We start from the raw sequence: 23,833 nt of genomic DNA on the forward strand, positions 1-23,833 counted from the left end.
TTTTTATAGCTTTAAAGCCTTGACATTAGTCCCGGTGTCAAGTAAATTACGAGATAGATACAAAATGTATCAATTTTCAGCGTCTAACGACAAATAACAAGGACTTCTAAGCTCCTTGTGAGGGGAAGGAATATCATTGATCGAAACGGGCCGCTTTTACTGTGTCAGTTGTGGGATGATTGTGTCGGTCACTAGAAGCTCTGTCGAAATGAAGGAAGAGGGCAATGGAGGCAATCACGTATTTCGCACCGGATTCTACCGGAGTGAAATGCCGCTTGGATGCTGTGAAGCGTGTGTAGTTGAAGCGAAACGTCAGGGGAAATCCCAGTTTGCGGGACAATATACTAAAGATTATGATACACTATGTGCATATGAGAAACGGGCATGAATGATGTGCTCGTCCATGAAGGAGGGGATTGAATGCAGCAGGAGCCGGTCGTCCGGATTCAGGGCGTCAGCAAGATCATATCCTCCCGATCATTGGTCAGCGACCTGACTCTGGATATTTCTCCGGGGCAGGTTTTTGGTTTTTTAGGACCTAATGGCGCGGGAAAAACAACGACGATTCGAATGATGGTTGGACTGATGTCCATCAGTAAAGGTGATATTTTCATCTCGGGACACAGTGTGAAAAATGAATTTGAGCAGGCGGTAGCCCAGGTAGGAGCTATTGTGGAAAATCCGGAAATGTACAAGTTTCTGACCGGGTACCAAAATCTCGTTCACTTTGCCCGCATGTCGCCGGGAGTTACGAAGGAACGTATTGCGGAAACAATTGAGCGTGTGGGGCTCACAGCCCGTATTCACGATAAGGTCAAAACCTATTCACTTGGCATGCGCCAGCGTCTGGGGGTCGCGCAAGCGATATTACATAAACCGAAGCTGCTTGTACTGGATGAGCCGACCAATGGTTTGGACCCACAGGGTATACGGGAACTGAGAGATTATTTGCGTCAGCTCACCCAAGAGGAAGGCATTACGGTCTTTGTATCCAGTCATTTATTGTCGGAGATGGAGCTGATGTGTGATACGGTGGCCATCATCCAGAATGGCAAGTTGATTGATGTAAGAAACCTTCGGGCTGAAGCCGGTTCGGATGCTTTAATCGAAGTTGCTTTTGAGCTGAATGATGCTGACCGCGCTGCGGATCTGATTCAGGGTGCTGTCGTACAGGGCAATGTCCTGGTGATGCGGGTGTCTCGTGAGCAGATTCCGGATATCAATGCCAAGCTGGTTAGCGAAGGGTTTCAGGTATACGGTATTCGTAACGTGACTCACACCCTGGAAGAACAATTTTTGCAAGTCACTGGGGGTGGAGGCATTGGGTAGTTTTGGTAATCTGATATTAAATGAGAATATGAAAATTTTTCGTCGTCCCCGTACCTGGATCATGTTATCGATTCTGGCGCTGATCTCGCTATTAATGCCAGTGTTACTGCGAGAAGGAATGGGGTCCAATGAAGTTTTGTACTGGGAAGCGGCTGTAACGACCATACAGATTACGTTTTTCCTGAACACGATCTTCTGTGTCGTGATTGCAGCGGAATCGGTTGCGGGCGAATTTACCTGGGGAACCATTAAGTTATTGCTGATCCGTCCATGGTCACGAAGCAAAGTTCTTGCTTCCAAATATCTGACCGTCGTTGGCTTCAGTATTGTCAGTACACTGCTGATCATCGCGATGGCCATGCTAACGTCTTATATCCTTTTCTCGCATGATGCTCCGGGAGGAAGCAGTAGTCCGGCTACGAATGCTCTGACGTTATGGGGATATTTGTACGTTGATCTGTTCATTACGCTTGCGATTGCCTTTATGGTGTCCTCTGTATTTCGTTCAGGTGCACTTGCGATTGGATTATCCCTGTTCATTATGTTCTCACAGAGTATCTTCTCACTGATATTCAATCCGGTCCGTTATGAGTGGGCCAAGTATGTTCTATTCAACAACATGGATCTTAGCAAATACATGACCTCCGGGGCGGATTTTGCACTAATGGGTGGTCCGAGTGCAGGAATGACACTGGGTTTCTCCATTGCAGTTCTGGCGGTGTATTACGTTATTTTCATGGTGATTTCCTGGGTTGTATTCAGCAAAAGAGATGTGGCAGGCTAACGCCTGCTTCTTTTTTTTGCTCCAATGTTTGTTTTGGAAAGAAAATAAGTGTATATTCAGCATCGCCTGTGGCATGACTGTCATTTAAGGGTACTTAGTATCATAAGTAAATGACTAGATATACATATGAACGCCGCAGTCACTTTGGCAGAGCAGCGCATGGAGGGATCACGTTTCTTGATAAATAACAAGTTCTACCGCATATGTACAGCGATTATTCTGCTGCTGCTCATCGTGTATCTGGGGGAAAAAGTGAACTTTATTTTCAGCCCCCTGACCTCACTGATTCACATCATCATCATTCCGCTGCTGATTGCTGGTTTCTTCTATTACCTGCTACGCCCGCTCGTCGATTATATGGAAAGGCATAAGATCAAACGTGCATTATCAGTTCTGATTATTTATGTCGTAATTGCACTAATACTTGCAGGTTTTAGTGTGCTTGTATGGCCTTCCCTGCGTGAACAATTGATGAATTTCGTAGAGAATGCTCCAGCGTTGGTTACTTCACTCAGCGATCAGTTGAATGCACTTGAAAAGAGCAATGTTGTATCCAGATACCTGCCTGATGATTCCAATCTATTCTCACGATTATCCGATGTTCTGAGCCAAGGGATCACTCAGGTAACCAATTATGTCTCGGGGTTATTCTCCGTGGTATCCAATCTGGTTATTATTCTGGCAACGTTCCCGATTATGTTGTACTACATGCTCAAGGAAGGTAGCAAGTTTGGAACGAATCTGACCTTATTGTTGCCAAGACATTATCGGAAGGATGGGGAAGAAACCGTCCATGAGATCGATGAAGCACTAAGTAACTATATTGTTGGCCGGGTTATTGTTAATGTAGCCTTGGGGATTCTGATGTACATCGGTTTTCTCATTTTAGGTTTGCCTTACGCATTGCTGCTGACTGTTGTATCCATTATTCTGAACTTCATCCCTTATGTGGGTGCTTTGCTGGCAGCTATTCCGGTTGTCATTGTTGCGTTTATCGAATCACCTTCGATGGCGATCTGGTCACTGGTCATCATTGTAATCGCACAGCAAATTCAGGATAACCTGATCTCACCGTATGTCTATGGCAAACAGCTCGATATTCATCCACTGACTACCGTTATCCTTTTGCTCGTGGGTGCTGACCTGGGAAATATCTTGGGTATGATCATCGTGATTCCCCTATATATGATTCTGAAAATTATAGTTCGCAAAATCCATTATCGGATTGTCGAAGATAAGACTGAAACTTAAATGGAATTTGAAATACAACGCTGTCATGTGCCACTACTGATGTTTTTTGTTGAATCACATCGATAAGCTCAACAGGATAAGCCGCATATCAATGGTGAAGGGGCAGGTAAGTTTGCCCTCGCCATTGGTATGCGGCTTTTTTTCATACATATTGTTCACTCATGTTATATCTGTTATACTTGATATATAACAGATAACAAAAGAAGGTGAACCCTTGATTATTCAACTGGATATGCAATCCGAACTTCCCATCTATTCGCAACTTGTTTATCAAATTATTGAAGGCATTGCTGGTGGTGAGTTACAGCTAGGTGAGGCGTTACCTTCGGTTCGGAATTTGGCCGCAGATATCGGTGTTAACCTTCACACCGTCAATAAGGCTTATACATTACTCAAGCAAGATGGATACATTCTGGTTCATAGACAAAAGGGAGTTGTAGTGAACCCTGATGGAATGCCTGGTTTAACGGATGATTTTTTGAAAAAGCAACAAAGAGAATTAAGACCGATTATTGCGGAAGCGATCTGTCGTGGAATGACCAAAGAAGAATTATCTGCAGTGTTAGACCAAATGTATGATGATGTGAAGATGGGTCACAACAAAGAATAATGGAATCAAGGGAGTGTGTTATGTATGCAGCTATTTAGTATATTACCTATCATTTTAATCTTTGCTCCATTAGCCTTACTTCTATCCTTTACACCATATCTGACAAGGGAAACCATTAGCTTTGGGGTTACGGTAAGTCAATATAATTACTACACACCCATCTTACGTAAGCTAAGAAGTACGTTTGCTACAGTAAGTCTGATCGGAAACGGGATGATTATACTTGTCTGTCTGTATTTTCTCCGATCTGCTAATGAAGATGCTACCGCAATGATTACCGGTGTTAGCACAATGATATTTATTGTGTACTGGACAGCGCTACACATCTTATTTCATTTCAAGATGAAAAAGATAAAAGGAACACTTACAACTGTAGAAGCACCTCAAAGAGTTAAAATCGATACCACCTTCCGCCAAAATAAACTCACCTATTCCAACTATTGGTTTCTCATTCACATGGCTATTATTGTTGCCATTGCGATCATTTCGATCCTGAATTATAAGGCACTACCTAACGTCATTCCAATAAAATATGATCTTCAGGGCCATGTCACTTCCAGTGTGCCTAAAACTTACCTCTCGGTACTGGCTATTAATCTTGTACAGCTAGGAATCATTGCACTTATGATGTTGGTTAACTGGAGTATTAAATCAAGCAAACAACAGCTTACTACGTCTAATCCGGGCCAATTTGCTGCTAAAAATATTCAATTCCGCCGTAAATGGTCCCTATTTACGCTTGTAACAGGCTTACTTCTTACCATCTTATTTGCCTTTATTCAGATCAATATGTTCGTCCCTAATCTGGTCTTGTTAACAGCTATTAGCTTCATCACTCCTGTGGTGATCGTGTTAGGTGTTGTATGGCTGTCTCTCACAGGCAGACAAGGCGGTGGGAAAATTCGTAATCAACAAGAGGATCATGAACGATCTAAGGAGCAGCCTGTGAATGACGATGATTATTGGAAGCTTGGGTTTATTTACTTCAATGCCAATGATCCTTCTTTAACCATAGAAAAGCGTTATGGAATAGGCTGGACAATTAACTTCGCTCGTCCACTATCTTGGGTCCTGTTGTTATTCATCATTGCTATTGTTGTTATAAGCATAGTCCTGAGCAAATAAATGCTCATAATGCTATGCATATACTAGATGAAATTAATTATTAGGAGGAGTTATTACAATGAACAATTGGAAAAAGCTATTACTTTCTCTTACTTTCGTAGGTCTCATCCTTCCGGTAACATCCATCTCAGAAGCTGCTGAAAAATCCGCTGGTAGTGAAAATCTTGTTCCTATTCGTGAGATTGCAGAAAAGAATGGGGCAGAGGTATCTTGGCAACAAAAGACAGGAGAAATCACAATACGAAAAAGTGAGCTTACGATTGTAGTTAAGGTAGGAGAGAAACAGGCGATGGTGAATGGGCAAGCCATATCCTTAGACAATCCTGTTCAGTTAACGAAAGGAACTACCTATATGGATGGGGCATTTCTTTCCGAGACGCTGAAGGCAGCACCTGAGGATATATTCATTTCCCTTATTAGTGAGGGCGATGGCAAGGAGGCTGCCAAGTATGTTCATACCTCTGTGAGTGGAGTGTTATCACCCACGTTGTTGAGTCAGCTGTGGGGAGCTTTAGAAGGACAAAATGGCAAAATTACAAGTGAAGCCATAGCTAAGCATGTAGAAAATAATACAGTGCATCGCAATGTTACCTATACGTTCAAAACAGAGCTAACTCGTTTAAATATTACGGTCAGGATGAATCATAACGGACTTGTGGATGATTTGCATATTGCCGCCGCTACGCCAGATGTGTATCAAAAACCAAGCTACGACGACCCATCTACCTATACAGAACAAGACATTACGGTTGGTCAGGGTGATTTAGCTTTGCCAGGGACATTAACTTTGCCCAAGGGAGAGGGGCCTTTCCCGGTTGTCATTCTGGTACACGGATCTGGGCCTAGCAATCAAGATGCTGCCATTGGTGGTGCAAAGCCGTTTCGCGATCTTGCGGTAGGTTTAGCTTCACAAGGAGTTGCTGTATTAAGATACGATAAGGTCACGTATGAGCATACCTATAAGGTGGCTTCACAGCCTAAATTCACATTAAAACAAGAGAGCGTAGATCAGGTAAACGATGCAGTGGAATTGCTTAAAAAGAATGCACATATTGATTCTACAGCGATTTTTGTAGCTGGACATAGTCAAGGCGGGTTTGCAATGCCATTAATCATTGCTGAGGATAAACAACATGATATTGCAGGAAGTATTCTACTTGCTGCACCAAGTAGTAGCTTTGCGGATGTGCTTACCGAGCAGCAGGACGAATTGGTAGAGCGGATGAAGCAGCTTGGTTTAGACACGGATGTCATTCAAGGGCAAGCTGATTTTTATAAAAATGTGGCTGCGATGGTTAAAGATCCAAAATATTCTGTAGATCATCTTCCTGAGGCGTTTCCACTTCAACCTGCGTATTGGTGGTTTGAGCAGAGAGATTATGTGCCTGCGGAACTGGCTAAAACACAAAATACACCTATGCTTGTTATACAAGGCGAAAACGATGTGCAAGTGTCTATGAATCAATTCCAAACCTGGAAATCGTCTCTTCAAGGTCATTCCAATGTAACGTACAATAGCTATCCAAAGGTAAATCATCTTTTATCCAGCTATGATGGACTTTCAATCGGTCAAGAGTACGCTGAGCCATCTAATGTCTCCAAAGCCATTATCGATGATATTGCGAAGTGGGTATTAAAATCAAACTAAAAATGGGAGTTCCATTCTTGGGTTGAATGATAACATGGAGAAGTGACGGATAGGGCGAGATATAATAAGAAGAGGAGCACTTACCAAAATAGGCAAGTGCTCCTCTTCTTATTTATAAATTTGCTTTATTTAGACCAATTGGACTCTTTCTCGTCTTCATCTGTATAATCAGACATGGTCAGTGGTTCCTTGGGAACAACGGCCACTTTGTAGAACCGATTCTTGTCTTTTTCCAGCAAAACAAAGATTAGATTCTCGAACTCATATTCTTCCTGTTCGTTCATCTCGGGACGATGGCTGTAGAGCCATCCACCAATGGTGTCCCACTCATCTGCATCCAGGCTGGACATAAACATGTCGTTCACCTTTGATAAGGAAACCTTGCCATCCATAATGACATAGTTCTCATTGATGACTTGAATATCTTCCACTTCGTCTGCGTCGAACTCGTCGCGAATCTCACCAACAATCTGCTCAAGCACATCCTCGATGGTTACAATTCCGGAAGTTCCTCCATATTCGTCGACAAGTACGGCGATATGTACGCCATCCTTCTGCATTTTCTTGAGCAAGTCCTTCACAGGAGTTGTTTCGTGAACAGCCGATACAGGCTGAATCAGGGAGGATAGATCAACAGGTTCATCGTTTCCGTAAAGTTCCAGGAAGAATTGTTTCGTATTAATGATACCGATGATATCGTCTTTACTCTCATTCACTACTGGAAAACGTGTATATTGTTCTTCACGAATGATCTCCAGGTTTTCCTCGTTTGTTCTATTCACATAAAGGCAGACCATATCGGTCCGGGGTACCATGATTTCTTTGGCTAACATCTCATCAAAAGCAAAGATCCGGCTTACATAACCGAATTCGGCTTGGTTGATTTTACCACTTTCAAAGCTTTCATTAATGATGATCTGCAACTCTTCTTCGGAGTGTGCATCTTCATGTTCAGAAGCAGGTTTGATTCCGAACAGTTTCACCAGTTGGTTCGCTGAGCCGTTTAACAGCCAGATAAAAGGATACATAATTCGGTTAAACCAGATGATAGGTGTAGACGTCAGCAGTGCAACAGTCTCGGCTTTCCGGATTGCAATCGTTTTTGGAGCGAGTTCACCAACCACAACATGCAGATACGTGATGGAAGCAAACGCGATAACAAACGATAAGAATGAAGAAACCGCCTCAGGAATTTGCAAGCTTTCGAACACAGGGTGGAGAATCTTCTCTACCGTTGGTTCACCCAGCCAGCCCAGTCCCAGAGAAGTGATCGTGATTCCAAGCTGGCAGGCAGACAAATATCCGTCCAGATTGGCAACGGCTTGTTTAACAGCCAGCGCACGCTTATTTCCTTCTGCAATCATTTGATCGATCCGGCTCGGACGAACCCGTACCAGAGCGAATTCCACTGCAACAAAAAACGCCGAAAGTCCTATCAAAAAAGCAACCAATACTAAATTTAACGCATACCTCTCACTTTCCATTCACTGCTCTTCTCCTTTAGGTAATAAGTTTTTAACGATTATTATATCTAATTTTACGTAAGAAGACCACCTCCAGACAAAGAAATGAGGAAGAGTCTGGAAGGTGGAATGAGCAGATTGGCGTCACAATGCGAATCTGTTCCATCATTAAACTGATATGTAGAAGGTAACACAGTCAGAATATACAATGAACGAAGTACAAATTTGAATTTCCAGAATCAAGTAATCCGTCTGCTTATGTAAAGTTTTATCTAAGCAAACGTTACGAATAGGGGGTACATTGGGTATCTATGATTAGCTGTATACATAATCGTCAAAGATGTGTAGGTGAGAGAAAGGCAAGGCCATGAAGCTTGCCACTTGAGGAGGAAGCCGAATGTTCTGGCTGGTCATTATATTACTCGTATTTATTTTCCAGGCAGCCACAATTCTTTTGCTGGAATTTCGTAATCCGGCTAAAGCTGTGGCTTGGCTGTTTATTTTGTTCTGCGTGCCTTTGATCGGTTTTGTAGTGTACTATTTCGTGGCGCAGGATTATAACAAACGAAAAAAACTCCGTAAGGGTGGATCGCGCATCTTCCGTGAAATGAAGGAAACGATCTGGGAACAAGCCCACATCATTGGAGATGTCGAACAGATGCCTGGCGATCGTTTCAGCCACCAGCATCGATTGTTTAACCTGTTATCCCATCTGTCGGAGAGCCCGATTACAGGTTGTAACCACAGTACGGTGCTCACAAATGGTGAAGAGGCATTTGCGGCAATGCTGAGGGAAATGGAAAAAGCAAAGCACCATCTGCATGTGGAATTTTACATTTTCCGTGATGATGTCATCAGCACCAAGTTTCAGGATGTCATGATTCGCAAGGCACAGGAGGGCGTGAAGGTTCGGTTTATTTGTGACGGTCTCGGCAGTCACAAGATGAGCTGGAGTTTTATCCGCAAACTGCAAGATGCAGGTGTGGAGTTTCATTATTTTCTACCGCCACTGATTGCAACGATTGACCGAAGAGTCAACTACCGGAATCACCGTAAAATTGTTGTTGTGGATGGACAGGTTGGCTTCGTGGGTGGCATTAATGTAGGCGATGATTATCTTGGACAATATCCGGAGATCGGTTTCTGGCGGGATACACATGTGCAGATTGAGGGAGATGCCGTATATTTCCTGCAAAGTACATTCCTGAACGACTGGAAATTGGCTTCCGGTGAGCGAATTACCGAACCCCAACTTGCGGAATTATTTCCACCACATATCTGTAGCGGGGAAGAACGAATTCAGATTCTGGCCAGTGGGCCGGATCAGGACTGGGATGCCATTCAGGAAATGTGTTTTGGGGCCATTTCGGTAGCTTGTGAACGGATATACATTACCACACCTTATTTTATCCCTGATCCTGCCCTGTATGAGGCACTCAAAACAGCTGCTGTCAGTGGCGTTGATGTGAAAATTATCATTCCATATCAATCCGATTCAAAGCTTGTTCATTTGGCATCCCTTTCATATGTAGAGGAACTTCTGCGAGCAGGTGTTGAGTTTTTCCAATATCGCAAAGGTTTTGTACATGCCAAAGTGATGATTGTGGATGAGTTGCTTGCAACGGTAGGCACGGCCAATATGGATATGCGCAGTTTTTTTTGCAATTTTGAGTTAACGGCTGTCCTGTTCGAGTCCTCTCCGATTCGTCGTTTGATCACTGACTTTGAACGTGATCTCGGGGAATGCAGTCAGATCGATGGGGAGGTATTTCAGAAGCGTTCACGACGGCAAAAAGCCGCAGAAATGCTTTCTCGGATGCTTTCACCGCTTCTTTAGCCGATTTAGGGCAGATTTCTGAAGATAAGTTCACTTTTTGTGAATTTATCTTCTTTTTGCTAAGTATTTTGCGCAAATTTGATCTTTTATGATATAATAGATATATAAATCATGTCTTGGCGAAGGAGGGGAGTCTGCGGGAAAACAGGCTCCCTTTTGCTCTCTTTTGAAAGTGCAAACCGGGATGAATAACATTTTGAATCCATTTTATATCGCCTTTAGATGCTTGCGCTGTATAGCCAGGGCACATATAGAACGCAGTTTGCTGTTCTCCATATGTAGATTCACCCTGAGTATTTAAATGATTTATAAAATGGATTCACACACTGATTTAACGGGGGGGATACCATGTCCAATGTAACGGTGAAAGAACTAACAGCCAAGCAAGCTGACCGCGGGGTCAAAAGCTCGGTGTTTACATTAAAGCTGCTGCAACGTATTGTGATGATTCTGATCGGTGCTGCACTAATGGCTGTATCGCTTGAAGTGTTTCTCGTACCGAATGGTGTTATTGATGGTGGGATTACGGGGATTTCAATTATGGTGTCAGAACTTACACATCTGCCACTCGGAGTGTTCCTGACCTTGCTCAACTTGCCTTTCCTGATTCTGGGTTACAAGCAGATTGGTAAAACATTTGCGTTATCCACACTGCTGGGGATCGTGGTCATGTCCATCGGGACATCATTATTGCACCGTGTGCCTGCATTAACACCAGGGGAGCCTTTGCTCGGAGCTGTATTTGGCGGATTGATCCTGGGTGTGGGTGTTGGACTTGTCATTCGGTCTGGCGGTTCACTGGATGGTACGGAGATTGTGGCGATCTTGCTTAGTGAGAAGTCACCTTTGTCTGTAGGACAGATCGTATTGTTCATTAACGTATTTATTTTTGCAGGTGCAGGATTTGTATTCGGCTGGCCGAATGCCCTGTATTCCATGATTGCATATTATATTGCGATGAAGATGATTGATATTGTGAATGAAGGACTCGACCAGTCCAAATCGGTATGGATCATTAGTGAGAAATATCGTGATATCGGTTCAGCCCTGACAGACCGTCTTGGTCGTGGTGTAACTTTCCTGGATGGAGAGGGTGGATTCAGCGGGGACGAGAAAAAGATCATTTTTGTCGTGATTACCCGTTTGGAAGAAGCGAAGCTGAAGACCATCGTTGAAGATTGGGACCCGCAAGCCTTTGTGGCTATCGGTAACATTCATGACGTGAAGGGCGGACGTTTCAAGAAAAAAGGTATCCATTAGCGATTGATATATACATGAATGATAATAGCCGACACCCTTGTGATGAGGGAGTCGGCTATTTTTTCTTCAAATGTTTGAGAATGAGCTCTACCGGTTGGGGTTCAACAGCTGCGATTAAATCACCGGTTTGGTTCAAGCGTTCAATAATGTTCATCAGATGATAATCCTGGATGGAGACGTTGCTTCGAACCTCATCCCAGGTAAGGGGTGTAGAGACAGTGGCGCCGGATTTGGCACGTGGTGTATAGGGAGCGGCAAGGGTTTTGCCTCCATAATGCTGGAGATAGTCAAAATAAATGCGGTCTCCACGGTCCTTTTTGAGTCGTTCCAGTGTGAACAGATCCGGGTGCTTCTGAGTGACATATTTGCCTACAAAATAACCAACCTCTCTCAATTCATCAAAGGTTACTCCCTGCACAATGGGAACGATGATTTGAACTCCTGTTGCGCCCGAAGTTTTGGGAATGGACCTCAGACCAAGGGAAGTCAGGGTTTCGCCAACGATGAGTGCAGCTTGCATGATCCGGGGTTCATGTTCCTGAGAGGGGTCCAGATCAATCATCCATTCACTGGGCAGATGGCTTCCCACAGTATGCAGAGAAGGATGAAATTCAAGTGCAGCCAGATTACCAAGCCATAACAATTCGGGAAGTCCATTCATGACCACATAGCGGATGCCGTCGTGAACTTCAGTGCGCACATAATCTGGTACGGGCTCAGGGGCATTCTTTTGATAGAAAAATGTTCCTCCAGCGCCGTGGGGATACCTTATCGTGGTGAGAAGTCGATTGCTCGTATACGTGAGCAGATAAGGAGCCAGAGCGGCCAGCTTTTGCAAATAGATGGCTTTGGTAACACCCGCTTCCGGCCATAAGAGCTTGTCCGGGTTGGTGACCGTCAGCTCTGTGCCTTGTATTATGATGGTTCCCTGGATCTTGGGGGCCATATGGAACACCTCCTATACGTGTAATCAATCTTGGACTGATTCATTGAAGAAGCTGGTTCGCCAGACAATCCTCACGGGTTACATCCGCGAAGGTCTGAATACTGGGATGGCGTAGAGTGTTATGATGAGTCAGCTCCATATATTGCACTTTGACTCCTATTCGCGGTTCCACCCAGGTGGTCTCTGCACTGCGCTCGGGTACATTATGGAACGGTCTGTCCTGCCTGATCAGAGGCTCGACTTGATGTGTGAGTTCCCGCCACGTATTGGAGTTCAATTTGCCAGTCCCGACATGACCAATATAGACAAAATCAGGCCCATCATATACACCGACCGCGACGGCATTCACAATACCGCTCCGGTACGTGACTCCCCCGATCATGGCATATACGTCATGCATGATTTTGACCTTCTGCCAGCGCTGGTCCTTGCCCTGTATGCCATAACTGCTGGTGAGATCTTTGCAGACAATGCCTTCCATCTGATGTTGTCTCATGACCGTAAGCAGGGAAGCGGCATCAAGTGTATTGGTGACCTCCTGAACATGGGGAGCGGTGTTAAGCACCTCGTGCAACAGGCGCTGTCGATCTGCCAAAGGCTGATCCGTCACCCATTTCCCCTCATAGAACAGGATATCAAATACCATATATGTGACCGGAATCTGATGTATGGCTTGGGCGATACCTTCGGGTCTGCTCATCCGATCCCGCCGCAGAACGTGATAAAACGAAGGTTTTCCGGTATCCGGGTCCAGCGCAATAACTTCTCCATCCAAGATATAGGAGGAGCCTGAACACAGATTGCGTGGTGTTACCAGTTCGGGATACTGTGCGGTTCGATCATGTAATCTGCGATTCACCAGACGCAGCTCATGCCCGTCCTCATAGGCAAGCATGCGGACTCCATCCCACTTGACCTGGGCAATCCATTGCGGCCCTGTGGGCAAAGTATCTCTGGATATGGGTTCGAACGGAATCAGCGGTTTGAACATGGGGAACTCCTCTCTCGTACACCAATTAGCTCAGGTTAATTGGGAATTTTACTATATTTTTTGAAGCGGGACTTCATATGATGCACCAGAATGAGCAGTAATGGAAGTGCTATACCACAGGTCAGATCCCAATCAATCCAATAGGGAATAACGACCTTGAGATAAAAGTTCTCGTTTGGAGAGATTAGAATTGACATGGCGAGAATAAGCATGGCACCCGGCAGGATCAGAGAACGGTGACTGGACAAGCGAAACAGATGAGCGATGCCCAGGACAAAACCGTAGAAGAACAGAGCGGCTTTGAAGAAAACTGCAATAATCCAGACCGACGCTATGAAAGCTTCGATGCGTTGCATAAAGTTTCCGATATTGATCTTCTGTGAAAGGTTGAATGAAGCGAACCAGTGATGCTGGGTCATCCATGGTCCCATAACGAGCAGACACATACTTAGCGTCAGTGTGAGTAACAATCCGCCAATCATCCCTGCTAACAGGATGTCCTTCTCCAGATGGGGCTCATTTTTAGTGTAGGGAAAAAACATCATGAAGATGCATAGCTCACAGTAGGGATAGGTGAGTACAGCAACAAAACCTTTGAATGGATCAAGAAACCCTTGTGCCAGCACAGGTTGGATGTTGGCCAAACGTACATGGGGGATTAGACACACCGTCAGAATAAGCAGAAACAACACGATCAGAGGAAGAAAGACCTCAGCAGTTTTACCAATGCTCTCCAGACCCGACAGAAGCCCCCAGACAAGCGCACACATAAAAACCAAATGCAGAATCAGTAATGGAGATTCCGGCAAGATCTGAGTAGACATAAAATCGCCAATCTCCCTAATGAACGTTGAGGTACTGATCAGGAAATAAAAGAGATAAAAAGAGCCAAACAAGGTTCCGATCCAGGGTCCCAGTGTTCGAAGAGCATTCTGAATCAGATTTAACCGGGGATGCAGTTTGTAGGCAACTAGCATAATGAAGAGTATTCCCAAGCCCCCTACGACTCCCAATAAGGCTGATAACCAGGCATCCTGATGAGCGTAGGATGTGATCATGGAAGGGAAGACCAGAATCTGCTCCCCAATTGTGCACAGGAACATGAGTGAAGCGAGCTGTCTAACAGTCAAACGTCCCTTTTCGATCATGAGGTATCTCCTTAACATATCTTGTCTATGTATTGGTTAGAATGCACCAATTGTGCCAGTTTTATAAAAGCCAACTCAAAAAGCCCGGGTAACTGATCTCTCTGTGATGTAGAGAAATCAGTTACCCGGGCTTATTAAAATGAGATTAAGCAAACATATTGTAACGCCTAAACAAAATCAGTTCGCAGTTGTCAGACGTATACGAATATTTTGTGGGTCTACCGTAAACCAGGTATCCTCCACTTGGGTAACGACTGCACCGGATTGACGCAATTGCTCAAGTGCCTGATCCAATTGTTCCTGTGTGGCGTACACAATGGTGAAGTAGTCAATTCCTGTAGCGTTATCTGGATTAACAGGTGCGTTCACTCCCGCCCAGATATTAAGTCCCAGATGATGATGATAGCCACCTGCGGATACAAATAGTGCTGACATGTTGGCGAAGTTACCCACGATATCAAAACCGAGTATGCCAGTGTAATAGTTGCGAGCTTCTTCCAGGCTGCGGACGTGGAAATGTACATGACCAATAACGGTGCCAGTAGGCAGACCCTGCCAAAGTTCATTCTCCGAGATGGCAAACAGGCTTTCCACATCAACAGGATCACTTGCCATCACGTAGTTATTGTCGCTATCCCGTTTCCAGGTATCACGTGCACGGTCCGCATAGATCTCAATCCCGTTCTGATCGGGATCGGAGATATAGAAGGCTTCGCTGACCAAGTGATCGCCTTGGCCGATATCGATACCGGATGCAGCCAGATTACGAAGAGCAAGACCCAGGGACTTGCGGTCAGGCAGCAGGATGGCGAAATGATACAAGCCAGCGTGTGAGCGTTCCGGCAGGGTGATTCCATCCGTGAGCTCTTCCAATCGCAGCAGGGACTGTTTTCCGTCGGCTGTCAACGTGGCCACTTTGCCACTACGCTCCAGTAATTTTAATCCAACCACTTCGGTATAGAACTTAATTGAACGGTCTAGGTTCATAATTCGCAGACTCACTTCACCCAGATGGGTTGTGGCAGGGATTTGATATGTTGTATTCATGATTATATCCTCCTGATAATAGATAATATGGTTGCTCGTTTAATTGTGTATATGCGTTGAAAACGGATTATTTAATTGCATATTGTAGAAGCAGAATTACAGCGTGACTGTATATTCATAAATAAGTTACTTTTCATAAGTTAATATAAAATATAAATCAGCTTTCGTCAATCGCATTTTGCAATTATAGCTGGAGTTTTATTCACAAGAACTGTTTCAATAGTTCTGTAAAACAAAAAAATCCGACTGTGAAGCCGGATCGGAGTAAACCTCATTACATGAGTTATAAAACGGAATCGTTCTTGCCTGAGCGACATTCAAACTTTTGGTTTGGGTGTGGCCTTTTTTCTTTTGGCTGGTGCAGAAGGTGTATCCGATTCTCCTCCGGCAACCGCTTGCGCAGGCGTTTTGCGCGGTGCACGTTTCTTAGGCTTGGCCGTTGTTGTCCCAGGGTCAGCCGGAATAGGCTTCACGGCCTCGATACTTGCCTGCAAGGCAGCCATCAGATCCATCACATTGGCTTCAGGTTTGGCTGGAGCAATCTTGATTTCTTCGCCCGCCACTTTGTGCTGGATAAGATCCAGCAGTTTGCTGCGATAGTCATCGGTGTATTTACCGGGTTCAAAAGGCGTGGACAATTGATCAATCAGCAACTTTGCCATCGTGAGTTCCTTTTCATTCACGTTCTGCACTTCCGGCAAGTTGGGCACCTGGGAGACAGGACGAATCTCGTCCGGATAGAAAATCGTCTCCATGGAGAGGCAATCTTCCAGCACACGTATGGCAGCCAGACTGCTTTTCGAGCGAATGGAGATTTTGGCGATGCCAATTTTGCCGGTATCCCGCATCGCGTTCATCAAGAGCTGGTAGGCATTTCCCCCAGCCTGATCGGGCGATAGGTAATATGTTTTCTGGAAATATATCGGGTCAATCTCGGTCAAGTCGACAAAATCCAGTATGGTAATGGTTTTGCTGGTGGAATCATTTAACGCTTCCAATTCATCTTTCTCGAAGAGTACAAACTTTCCTTTTTCATATTCATAGCCTTTGGTGATCTCTTCCCACTTCACGTCCACTTCACAGGAGGGACATTGACGAACATAAGCGAGCGGGCTGCCGCAGACTTTATGGATATAGCGCATGGAGATGTCTTTGTCTTCGGTAGCCGAGAACATTTTGACAGGGACATGCACAAGGCCAAAACTGATTGCACCTTTCCAGACGGTATGCATAGATCGGCTCCTTTCAAAAGGTTGTTCAAAAATTCCATCTTCTCGGTACTGAAAAACGGACTTTTTGAACACGGATTTATATTTAATAGTATGGGCATCTGGCGCGAGGGATAATCGTCTTGTAGACGAACGAATTCGTATGGTTCGGCGAGACTCGGGGATGATAACAGAAACATGCTTCGGATTCCAACAGGAAGATGAGCATGGGATAAGTAAAGTAGTTATTCTCGCAGCACATATGCCGGGAGGTGCAATATTGAAGAACAGACGTGATGAGGAAGAAGCTCACAAGCATGCATTTTCTCCGTATCCTCTTGCCAAAGCCGAAAGTGCTGAAGAATTCTATACACCTGCTACAGCTGTAAACTGGGAAGCGGTCACTTCGGAAGAATTGCCCCTTGATCGGGAGTCGTTCATGCTTGACATTGACCGGATGGTGAATGAAGGGTTAGGCGGGGGACAGGTTACGGAAGATAACGGTTATATTGGTGAAAGTACAACAGATAGCATGGTTCGAGAGTCACATGATGATCCGGAAGGGGAGTATGAATAAGATGATGGATGCAAAGCGCGCCAAAGCGATCTATGATTCGAAGGATACCATTGCCGTTACGCTGGAGGGAGATCCAGTCTGGATCGAGAATGTGGATGAAGCCAATGGTATGGCAACCGTTCAGGTTGGCAGCAGGCCGGGAAATACCCAGACGGTTCGTGTGGATCGCTTGGAGGAGTAGATACAAGTAGCATATAGTTATTGAGGCATTCGAGAATGCTGAAATATATGCATAACACGGCCGGTACCGAGAGGTGCCGGTTTTTGGTTTTTCCCAGTAGGTGTCTGAAACTTCGAAGGAAGCGAGTTTTGAGACACGTCTAATAATGCATGTTATAATTTCCGCTTGCCTCCTTGGATGTTGCGGGGGAAGAAAGGGACCGATATAATAAGGTTCAAAGTGAACTCAGGCGGCTGGACCGCCAAAGGTGGGGCGAATATTGAATCAGACGCACGAGCAGTGGGTGTATCAATCCCATGGCATTGCAGATACAGAAGCACTCGCTTCCGCACTCGCCAGACAGGCAAACGCCGGCATGGTGATTGCTTTGGATGGTGATCTGGGCGCGGGAAAAACGGCATTTTCACAGAAATTTGCCTGGCATTTGGGTGTACGTGATGTGGTAAGCAGTCCCACATTCACACTAATTAAGGAGTACGAAGGGCGTCTGCCTTTATATCACATGGATGTATATCGCATATCGCTGGAAGAAGCGGATGAGCTTGGACTTGATGAATATTTCTATGGAGCCGGAGTCAGTCTGGTGGAGTGGTCGAGTATCATTCCCGAATTGCTGCCGCAAGAGCATTTGCATGTGCAGATTGACACAACGGGCCTGGAAGATCGAACGATTACGCTGGATGGGTACGGCGAGACTTATGCAGCCATGTGCCGACAGTTCAGACAGAATGGAGTCAAATGATGATGGAAGATTTACAAAAAGAGCCGCGTCAGCGGTTTTTGGCGTTGGATACATCCACCGCAGTGATGGCAGCTGCGATGATGGAAGATCATGCGCTTCTGGAAGAACGCAATGAACGGGCTGAGCGTAACCATTCGGTACACGTCGTACCGGTGATGGAGCAGCTGCTGGCCGCCAGCAACACACAGCCTGGGCAACTTGACGGCATTGCCGTTGGCGTTGGCCCAGGCTCGTACACGGGCATCCGCATTGCGGTGACCGCGGCGAAGACACTGGCCTGGGCGTGGGACATCCCCGTAGCCGGGGTGTCCAGCCTTCAGGCCATCGCCTGGGGCGGCTGGCACAGCGGCCTTGCCGCCAAGGCGGAAGCTGCGGCAGAAGATGCCGCAGCAGGGGCTGGCGGAACGCCATCCGCGGACCAGGGCAGCACAGGTGCTGCCCCTGTCCACTGGATCGTTCCGCTTGTGGATGCACGGCGCGGTCAAGCGTGCACCGCGCTGTTTGCCTCCGCCGGGAGCGATGCGCCCCGGCGTCTGGCGCCTGATGCCATCCGCAAGATGGACGGATGGCTGGAAGCCCTCGCCGCCCGCATGGCGGAGGCGGCGCCGGAAGAGCGGCCCGTAGCCGTCTGGATCGTCGGCGAGACGGGCCCTCATGCTGCGGCAGCGGCGGAGCTTCGCTGCCCCGCAGGAACGGCGCTCCAGCTCGTACCTTATGAACTGGAAGGCCGCTGGGTTGGGCGCCTTGGCGCCGCCGCGTTGCTTGCAGGTCAGCGTGATGACGTGCATGCGCTGGTGCCGAACTACACCCAGCTGTCTGAAGCGGAAGCCAATCTGCTGCGCAAAGGCTAAAGGGGGAGGGGAAGCAGATGGACAATGTGGCGAATAATAAGCAGGAAACAACGCTTCAGTTCAGGTTCATGACACTCGCGGATATTCCCGATGTGATGGAGATTGAACATGAGGCCTTTACCCTGCCCTGGACGGAAGAAGCATTTCAAAATGAATTGACACACAATCATTTTGCTAAATATATGGTGATGGAATTAGATGGAAAGGCCATTGGCTATGCAGGTATGTGGACAATCATGGATGAAGCCCATATTACCAATATTGCAGTCAGAGGCGCGTATCGTGGACGCAAGCTTGGTGAAAAGTTACTGGATGAATTAATGAGCACAGCGGCTTATCTCGGGATGGAACGAATGACGCTGGAGGTCAGAGTCTCGAACAGCATTGCTCAGCGTTTATATCAGAAAAAAGGGTTTGAATCGGCGGGTCTTCGTAAAGGATATTACTCCGATAATGGGGAAGATGCGATGATTATGTGGGCGAACTTGCCGTCTGCAGGCCGGAGCGGCGAAGAGGAAGGAAGCGTACTGGATTCATGAACGAAATTAATGAAAAAATAAATTCTGCACCATCCTACATTTTGGCGGTGGAGACAAGCTGTGATGAAACATCGGTAGCAGTAGTCAAAGATGGACGGGAAGTGCTGTCCAATCTGATCTCAAGTCAGATCGAGACACATAAGGCATTTGGCGGCGTTGTACCTGAAGTGGCTTCACGCAAACACGTTGAAGTTATTACGTTGATGCTGGAACAGGCGATCGAACAGTCCGGCATTCGTCCACGTGATCTAAGTGCAATCGCCGTGACGCAAGGTCCGGGGCTGGTCGGAGCACTGCTGGTGGGTATCGTTGCGGCCAAAACGATGGCGATGGCACTGGGCAAACCGCTCATTGGCACACATCATATTGCCGGGCATATCTATGCCAACCGACTTACTCATGAACTGCAATATCCAGCGATGGCACTGGTCGTATCTGGTGGACATACAGAACTCGTGCATATGGAATCCGAGGGTAAGTTCAAACTGATTGGTCGTACACGTGATGATGCCGTAGGCGAAGCGTATGACAAAGTAGCACGTGCACTGGGTTGTCCTTATCCGGGAGGCCCGCATGTGGACCGGATGGCGTCTGAAGCGGAGGATGTAGTGCCATTACCACGGGTATGGCTGGAAGCAGGTTCGTACGATTTCAGTCTCAGTGGTCTGAAGTCTGCTGTACTGAATGTGCTCAACCAGGCCAAAATGCGCGGAGAAACCTTGGAGCCGTCTGCGGTTGCACGTGGTTTCCAGGAAGCTGTTGTTGAAGTGTTGGTGGAGAAAGCCGTTAGAGCAGTTCGTGAATATGGTTCACGTCAACTGTTATTATGCGGTGGTGTTGCAGCTAACCGGGGGTTACGCTCGGCATTACAGGAGCGATGCACGAAGGAAGGGCTTGAACTGTTGATCCCGCCAATGGAGTATTGTACAGATAATGCGGCCATGATTGGAGCGGCTGCGTATCTGAAATGGCAGCGGGGAGAAATTGCTGAATTTGATGCGAAGGCAGATCCAGGACTTTCCCTGGAGGAATGGTCTGTTCAGTCCGTATAGCAAACAGTTTGAGATTAAGAGTTGACAGCAGGGATGTAAAGAATGTATATTTAGTTACAAATTTAAACAGGAATTCAGATTCCTGAACTGATAAACGCGATGAACAGGAATAGTAAGGTTATTCCCGGTCTTAGAGAGCTGCGGTATGGTGCAACGCAGTCGAAGGAAACCTGAAACTCACCTGGAAGCGGAACGATGGAACACGGTGACTCCCTGGGAGAATCCGAAGGCCGATCATGGCCCAAAGTACATGGTTACGGGTTGCCTCCGTGAATGGGCCGTTGTCGGTAGGACCGTTATTACAAGGATCGACTGACGATAACTGAGGGGGCTTTCAGGCTGCTTCAAGTGATCCGGATATGCGAAAGCATTCAGGGGTTGTCTTGAATGAACAGGAAGGAAGTCAACAAGAGTGGTACCGCGAAGGTGAACAGCCTGTCGTCTCTTGCATTATTGCATGAGGTGGCAGGTTTTTTTGATTTTCAAAATAAGGATGAATGAAGTTAGGTCATATTATAAATGTGATGAACGGGAGCAGTAGAACGATAAAGCGCTCAGAGAGCTGCGGGGTGGTGCGACGCAGTGGCTGGAATCCTTCGAATCTCGCCCGGGAACGGAGTTGTGGAAGCGTGGGGACGATATCCATCGCCCAGTTGTCCTGATGGACAACAACATGTGTTACACAGCAACGGTTAACCCCCGTTATAGGGTGTTTCTCCGAATTCCAGTGGTGTCGTGCGTGTACGTACATCCAGCGGATCGGAGACGACGAGGTGGATGGAGCCCGGCGCAAGCCTGGCCCATCAAGCGAGAGTGGTACCGCGGAGGGGATAATAACCCGCCGTCTCTTATATGAGATGGCGGGTTATTTGTGTTTGCTGCCGGCAGCAGGGTGGGCATGGGAAGAACCATATGGGGATTGAAAAGTCAGAGGATCAGGGTGTAAGTCGACGTACACTCTGTCATGAAGGTAAGCAGGATATACAACGAACGAGTAACGAACATTGAACAACAAGTATAGGCACGAAACATTCAACAGGTATTACTGATCACCAAGGACTAGGCTACAAACAACATACGCGTTTACAAACAAAACATATAACAACAGGGACGGCAATCCGCGGGTGTTCTGTGGCACGTGGATCGTAACGAAAATATTTATAAAAATTTGATGGAGGTTGATGGATATGACAACAACTAATAACAAACGCATGATTGAAATTTTTGATACAACGCTGCGTGATGGAGAACAGGCACCGGGAGCAAGTCTGCAGCCCGAGCAAAAGATTGAACTGGCACACCAACTGGCTTCTCTGGGTATCGACGTCATTGAGCCTGGATTCCCGATCTCCAGTCCAGGTGAGTTCGCGGCGGTTCAGGCGATTTCGAGACAGTTGCAGAACGTGGAGATCTGTGGATTCGCGCGTGCGGTCAAAGGTGATATCGATGCAGCTGTTCAAGCAACAGCGGATGCAGCACGTCGCCGAATTCACCTGTTTATCTCTTCTTCGGATATTCATATTGAGCATCAACTACGCCGTCCGCGCAGTGAAGTGGTGGCTACCGCTCGTGAGATGGTATCTTATGCACGCCAGTTCACGGACATCGTAGAGTTCACAGCGATGGACGCTGCCCGTACCAAGATGGACGATCTGATTGAAATGGTTGAAGTCGCCATTGAAGCTGGAGCGACTATTATTAATCTGCCGGATACGGTCGGATATGCCCTGCCACATGAGTATGGCGAGATGTTCCGACGGGTGCGTGAGGGTGCAAGAGGTGGCGATCAGGTTCGTTATAGTGCTCACTGTCACAATGATCTGGGCCTGGCCGTAGCCAATAGCTTGGCTGCGATTGCCAATGGTGCTTCTCAGATTGAAGTGACCATTAATGGTATCGGAGAACGGACAGGGAACTGTGCACTGGAAGAGCTGATTATGGCGCTGGAGACTCGGGGAGACGCAATTGGTGCAACGACGAACATTAAGCTGAATCAGCTGTATGAGACTTCACGTCAGATTAGCCGTGCGATGCACTTCCCGATTGCGTACAACAAACCAGTGGTGGGACGTAATGCATTCCAGCATGAATCTGGCATCCATCAGGATGGTCTGCTGAAGAATCGGAGCACCTATGAAATTATGGACCCGGAAGCGCTGGGTATTCCGCGCAGCATGATTATTTTGGGCAAACACTCCGGTCGTCACGCCCTGAAGGATCGGGTTCGCAAATACGGTTTTGAGCCGGATGAGCAACAGATGGAGCAATTGTATGAGGTGTTCAAAGAAACCGCAGACCAGCAAAAAGTGGTCAGTGACGATCAGTTATTACAGATGGTTAGCCAGACCATGAATATTCCTGCACAGGACTATGAACTGGTTGAATTGCAGGTGACGGCGGGCAGCATGACGGATCGAATGGCCGCCGTTCGCATTCGCACAAGCGCTGGAGAACAATCTTACTCCGCTGTTGGCGGTGGACCCGTGGATGCAACCATCCGTGCGATTGGTCAGAGCATTTCCGATGATATTGCATTTGTAGATATGGAGATGCATGCCTTGAGTGGTGGAGAGGGTGCAAGTGCAGAAGCTGTAGTTACCGTGGAGCGTGCAGGACGTGAGTTCCGGGGAACAGCAACACATAATGATATCGTCATGGCTGCCGGTTTGGCTTATGTAGCGGCTTGTAATGCTGCTGGGCTGAAGGCCGAGTCTTCCGAACATCATGAACAAGAAGCACATGCGTAAAACATCTTTTGCCAGATCGCATCTACAGCGGCAATAGTAGCAATTGCAATTCGTTGTAAATATGCATGGCATATAGTAAATAAATGACGGGCAGGCCTTGAACGACAAAGGTCTGCTTTTGTCTTATTATGGAGGTACATTGAGGAGTAGAATGATGCATTTGTCAAGGTGTTATTATAGTTATCCACATATCCAGTGTAATTTGTGGGTAACTATCCCAAAGCCAAACCAGCATAGTTTTCGAAACGAAAAGGGTTTAGGGGATAGAATGACTCCTTACTATCCACAAAGTTGTGGATAAAGTGGATAACTTGGTGGATAAATATGGTTTTTGTGTGCAAAAGGCTATTCTACCGCTGTATAATTAAGCTTATTAATGTGCTTGCTATCTTGCTTTCTTGTGGATAAGTGTAAGGGACAGGGGGATAAAAATATTTCTCTTCATTCGAGTAAATTTGACAAAAGTCAAAACAGCTCCCCTAACCTCCGTATGTTAG

At 46.5% G+C, this 23,833-nt stretch carries 22 protein-coding genes and 2 other annotated features; of the genes, 16 read left to right on the top strand and 6 right to left on the bottom strand.

The annotated features are described in order from the left end of the window. Positions 1-136: 136 nt before the first annotated feature. The 7 genes from MKY01_RS06790 to MKY01_RS06820 all read left to right on the top strand — a co-directional run bounded on the left by MKY01_RS06790 (position 137) and on the right by MKY01_RS06820 (position 6,747). Positions 137-388, top strand: a complete 252-nt coding sequence (locus MKY01_RS06790) for a hypothetical protein (RefSeq protein ID WP_127551208.1) — start codon at positions 137-139, stop codon at positions 386-388. 32 nt (positions 389-420) lie between these two features. Then, positions 421-1,329: an ABC transporter ATP-binding protein gene (locus MKY01_RS06795; protein ID WP_036611301.1), complete on the top strand. Its 909-nt coding sequence runs from the start codon at positions 421-423 to the stop codon at positions 1,327-1,329. Beyond that, a complete protein-coding gene (locus MKY01_RS06800; protein ID WP_036668933.1) occupies positions 1,322-2,113 on the top strand; it encodes a DUF2705 family protein in 792 nt (263 codons plus the stop codon). The genes MKY01_RS06795 and MKY01_RS06800 overlap by 8 nt, the downstream gene beginning before the upstream one ends. A 177-nt stretch (positions 2,114-2,290) precedes the next feature. Further along, on the top strand, positions 2,291-3,364 hold the full coding sequence (locus MKY01_RS06805; RefSeq protein WP_081745953.1) for an AI-2E family transporter: 1,074 nt from the start codon (positions 2,291-2,293) through the stop codon (positions 3,362-3,364). Positions 3,365-3,578: 214 nt separating this feature from the next. Further along, on the top strand, positions 3,579-3,974 hold the full coding sequence (locus MKY01_RS06810) for a GntR family transcriptional regulator (RefSeq protein ID WP_076319076.1): 396 nt from the start codon (positions 3,579-3,581) through the stop codon (positions 3,972-3,974). A gap of 24 nt (positions 3,975-3,998) precedes the next feature. Beyond that, complete coding sequence (locus tag MKY01_RS06815; protein ID WP_339285969.1) at positions 3,999-5,099, top strand: DUF5808 domain-containing protein; 1,101 nt, start codon at positions 3,999-4,001, stop codon at positions 5,097-5,099. A 58-nt stretch (positions 5,100-5,157) separates the two neighbouring features. Further along, the gene (locus MKY01_RS06820; protein WP_339285970.1) at positions 5,158-6,747 is read left to right on the top strand and encodes a stalk domain-containing protein; all 1,590 of its coding nucleotides are present in this window, start codon (positions 5,158-5,160) and stop codon (positions 6,745-6,747) included. 125 nt (positions 6,748-6,872) lie between these two features. Here the strand turns inward: MKY01_RS06820 and MKY01_RS06825 are convergent, their stop codons facing one another. Next, positions 6,873-8,231, bottom strand: a complete 1,359-nt coding sequence (locus tag MKY01_RS06825; protein WP_036668939.1) for a hemolysin family protein — start codon at positions 8,229-8,231, stop codon at positions 6,873-6,875. Between the two features lie 376 nt (positions 8,232-8,607). Between MKY01_RS06825 and cls the strand changes: the two genes are divergently transcribed. Further along, a complete protein-coding gene (gene cls, locus MKY01_RS06830; protein WP_339285972.1) occupies positions 8,608-10,047 on the top strand; it encodes a cardiolipin synthase in 1,440 nt (479 codons plus the stop codon). A 348-nt stretch (positions 10,048-10,395) separates the two neighbouring features. Then, positions 10,396-11,307, top strand: a complete 912-nt coding sequence (locus MKY01_RS06835) for a YitT family protein (RefSeq protein WP_282319107.1) — start codon at positions 10,396-10,398, stop codon at positions 11,305-11,307. A 55-nt stretch (positions 11,308-11,362) separates the two neighbouring features. On the opposite strand, the gene ligD is transcribed toward MKY01_RS06835, so the two are convergent. From ligD to MKY01_RS06860, 5 genes are all read right to left on the bottom strand, one after another. Then, complete coding sequence (gene ligD, locus MKY01_RS06840; RefSeq protein ID WP_339285974.1) at positions 11,363-12,253, bottom strand: non-homologous end-joining DNA ligase; 891 nt, start codon at positions 12,251-12,253, stop codon at positions 11,363-11,365. A gap of 40 nt (positions 12,254-12,293) precedes the next feature. After that, positions 12,294-13,244: an RNA ligase family protein gene (locus MKY01_RS06845; protein ID WP_339285976.1), complete on the bottom strand. Its 951-nt coding sequence runs from the start codon at positions 13,242-13,244 to the stop codon at positions 12,294-12,296. A gap of 35 nt (positions 13,245-13,279) precedes the next feature. Continuing rightward, positions 13,280-14,392: an endospore germination permease gene (locus MKY01_RS06850; RefSeq protein ID WP_339285978.1), complete on the bottom strand. Its 1,113-nt coding sequence runs from the start codon at positions 14,390-14,392 to the stop codon at positions 13,280-13,282. 177 nt (positions 14,393-14,569) lie between these two features. Next, positions 14,570-15,439 (bottom strand): VOC family protein, encoded by an 870-nt coding sequence (locus MKY01_RS06855; RefSeq protein ID WP_339285980.1) that lies wholly within the window; start codon positions 15,437-15,439, stop codon positions 14,570-14,572. Positions 15,440-15,756: 317 nt separating this feature from the next. Further along, positions 15,757-16,671 (bottom strand): Ku protein, encoded by a 915-nt coding sequence (locus MKY01_RS06860; RefSeq protein ID WP_047841984.1) that lies wholly within the window; start codon positions 16,669-16,671, stop codon positions 15,757-15,759. A 256-nt stretch (positions 16,672-16,927) separates the two neighbouring features. Between MKY01_RS06860 and MKY01_RS06865 the strand changes: the two genes are divergently transcribed. From MKY01_RS06865 to MKY01_RS06895, 7 genes are all read left to right on the top strand, one after another. Further along, positions 16,928-17,224 carry a hypothetical protein gene (locus MKY01_RS06865; protein ID WP_076209630.1) on the top strand — a complete coding sequence of 99 codons (297 nt, stop codon included), beginning with the start codon at positions 16,928-16,930 and terminating at the stop codon, positions 17,222-17,224. Positions 17,225-17,228: 4 nt separating this feature from the next. After that, positions 17,229-17,405 carry an H-type small acid-soluble spore protein gene (locus MKY01_RS06870; protein WP_026081228.1) on the top strand — a complete coding sequence of 59 codons (177 nt, stop codon included), beginning with the start codon at positions 17,229-17,231 and terminating at the stop codon, positions 17,403-17,405. Positions 17,406-17,664: 259 nt separating this feature from the next. Then, positions 17,665-18,147: a tRNA (adenosine(37)-N6)-threonylcarbamoyltransferase complex ATPase subunit type 1 TsaE gene (gene tsaE, locus MKY01_RS06875; RefSeq protein WP_076319083.1), complete on the top strand. Its 483-nt coding sequence runs from the start codon at positions 17,665-17,667 to the stop codon at positions 18,145-18,147. A 2-nt stretch (positions 18,148-18,149) separates the two neighbouring features. Further along, positions 18,150-18,998, top strand: coding sequence for a tRNA (adenosine(37)-N6)-threonylcarbamoyltransferase complex dimerization subunit type 1 TsaB (tsaB, locus tag MKY01_RS06880; RefSeq protein ID WP_036611559.1), 849 nt, complete (start codon positions 18,150-18,152; stop codon positions 18,996-18,998). Between the two features lie 17 nt (positions 18,999-19,015). Then, positions 19,016-19,537 carry a ribosomal protein S18-alanine N-acetyltransferase gene (rimI, locus tag MKY01_RS06885; protein WP_036611273.1) on the top strand — a complete coding sequence of 174 codons (522 nt, stop codon included), beginning with the start codon at positions 19,016-19,018 and terminating at the stop codon, positions 19,535-19,537. Further along, positions 19,534-20,589, top strand: coding sequence for a tRNA (adenosine(37)-N6)-threonylcarbamoyltransferase complex transferase subunit TsaD (gene tsaD / locus MKY01_RS06890; protein ID WP_076327293.1), 1,056 nt, complete (start codon positions 19,534-19,536; stop codon positions 20,587-20,589). Before rimI ends, tsaD begins: the two co-directional genes overlap by 4 nt. A gap of 90 nt (positions 20,590-20,679) precedes the next feature. Further along, positions 20,680-21,038: a binding site (T-box leader), on the top strand. 66 nt (positions 21,039-21,104) lie between these two features. Then, positions 21,105-21,441: a binding site (T-box leader), on the top strand. Between the two features lie 335 nt (positions 21,442-21,776). Continuing rightward, positions 21,777-23,336, top strand: coding sequence for a 2-isopropylmalate synthase (locus MKY01_RS06895; RefSeq protein WP_036611270.1), 1,560 nt, complete (start codon positions 21,777-21,779; stop codon positions 23,334-23,336). Positions 23,337-23,833: the final 497 nt, after the last annotated feature.

Origin of the sequence: Paenibacillus sp. FSL R5-0486 (assembly GCF_037975155.1) — a bacterium.
Lineage (GTDB): Bacteria > Bacillota > Bacilli > Paenibacillales > Paenibacillaceae > Paenibacillus > Paenibacillus amylolyticus.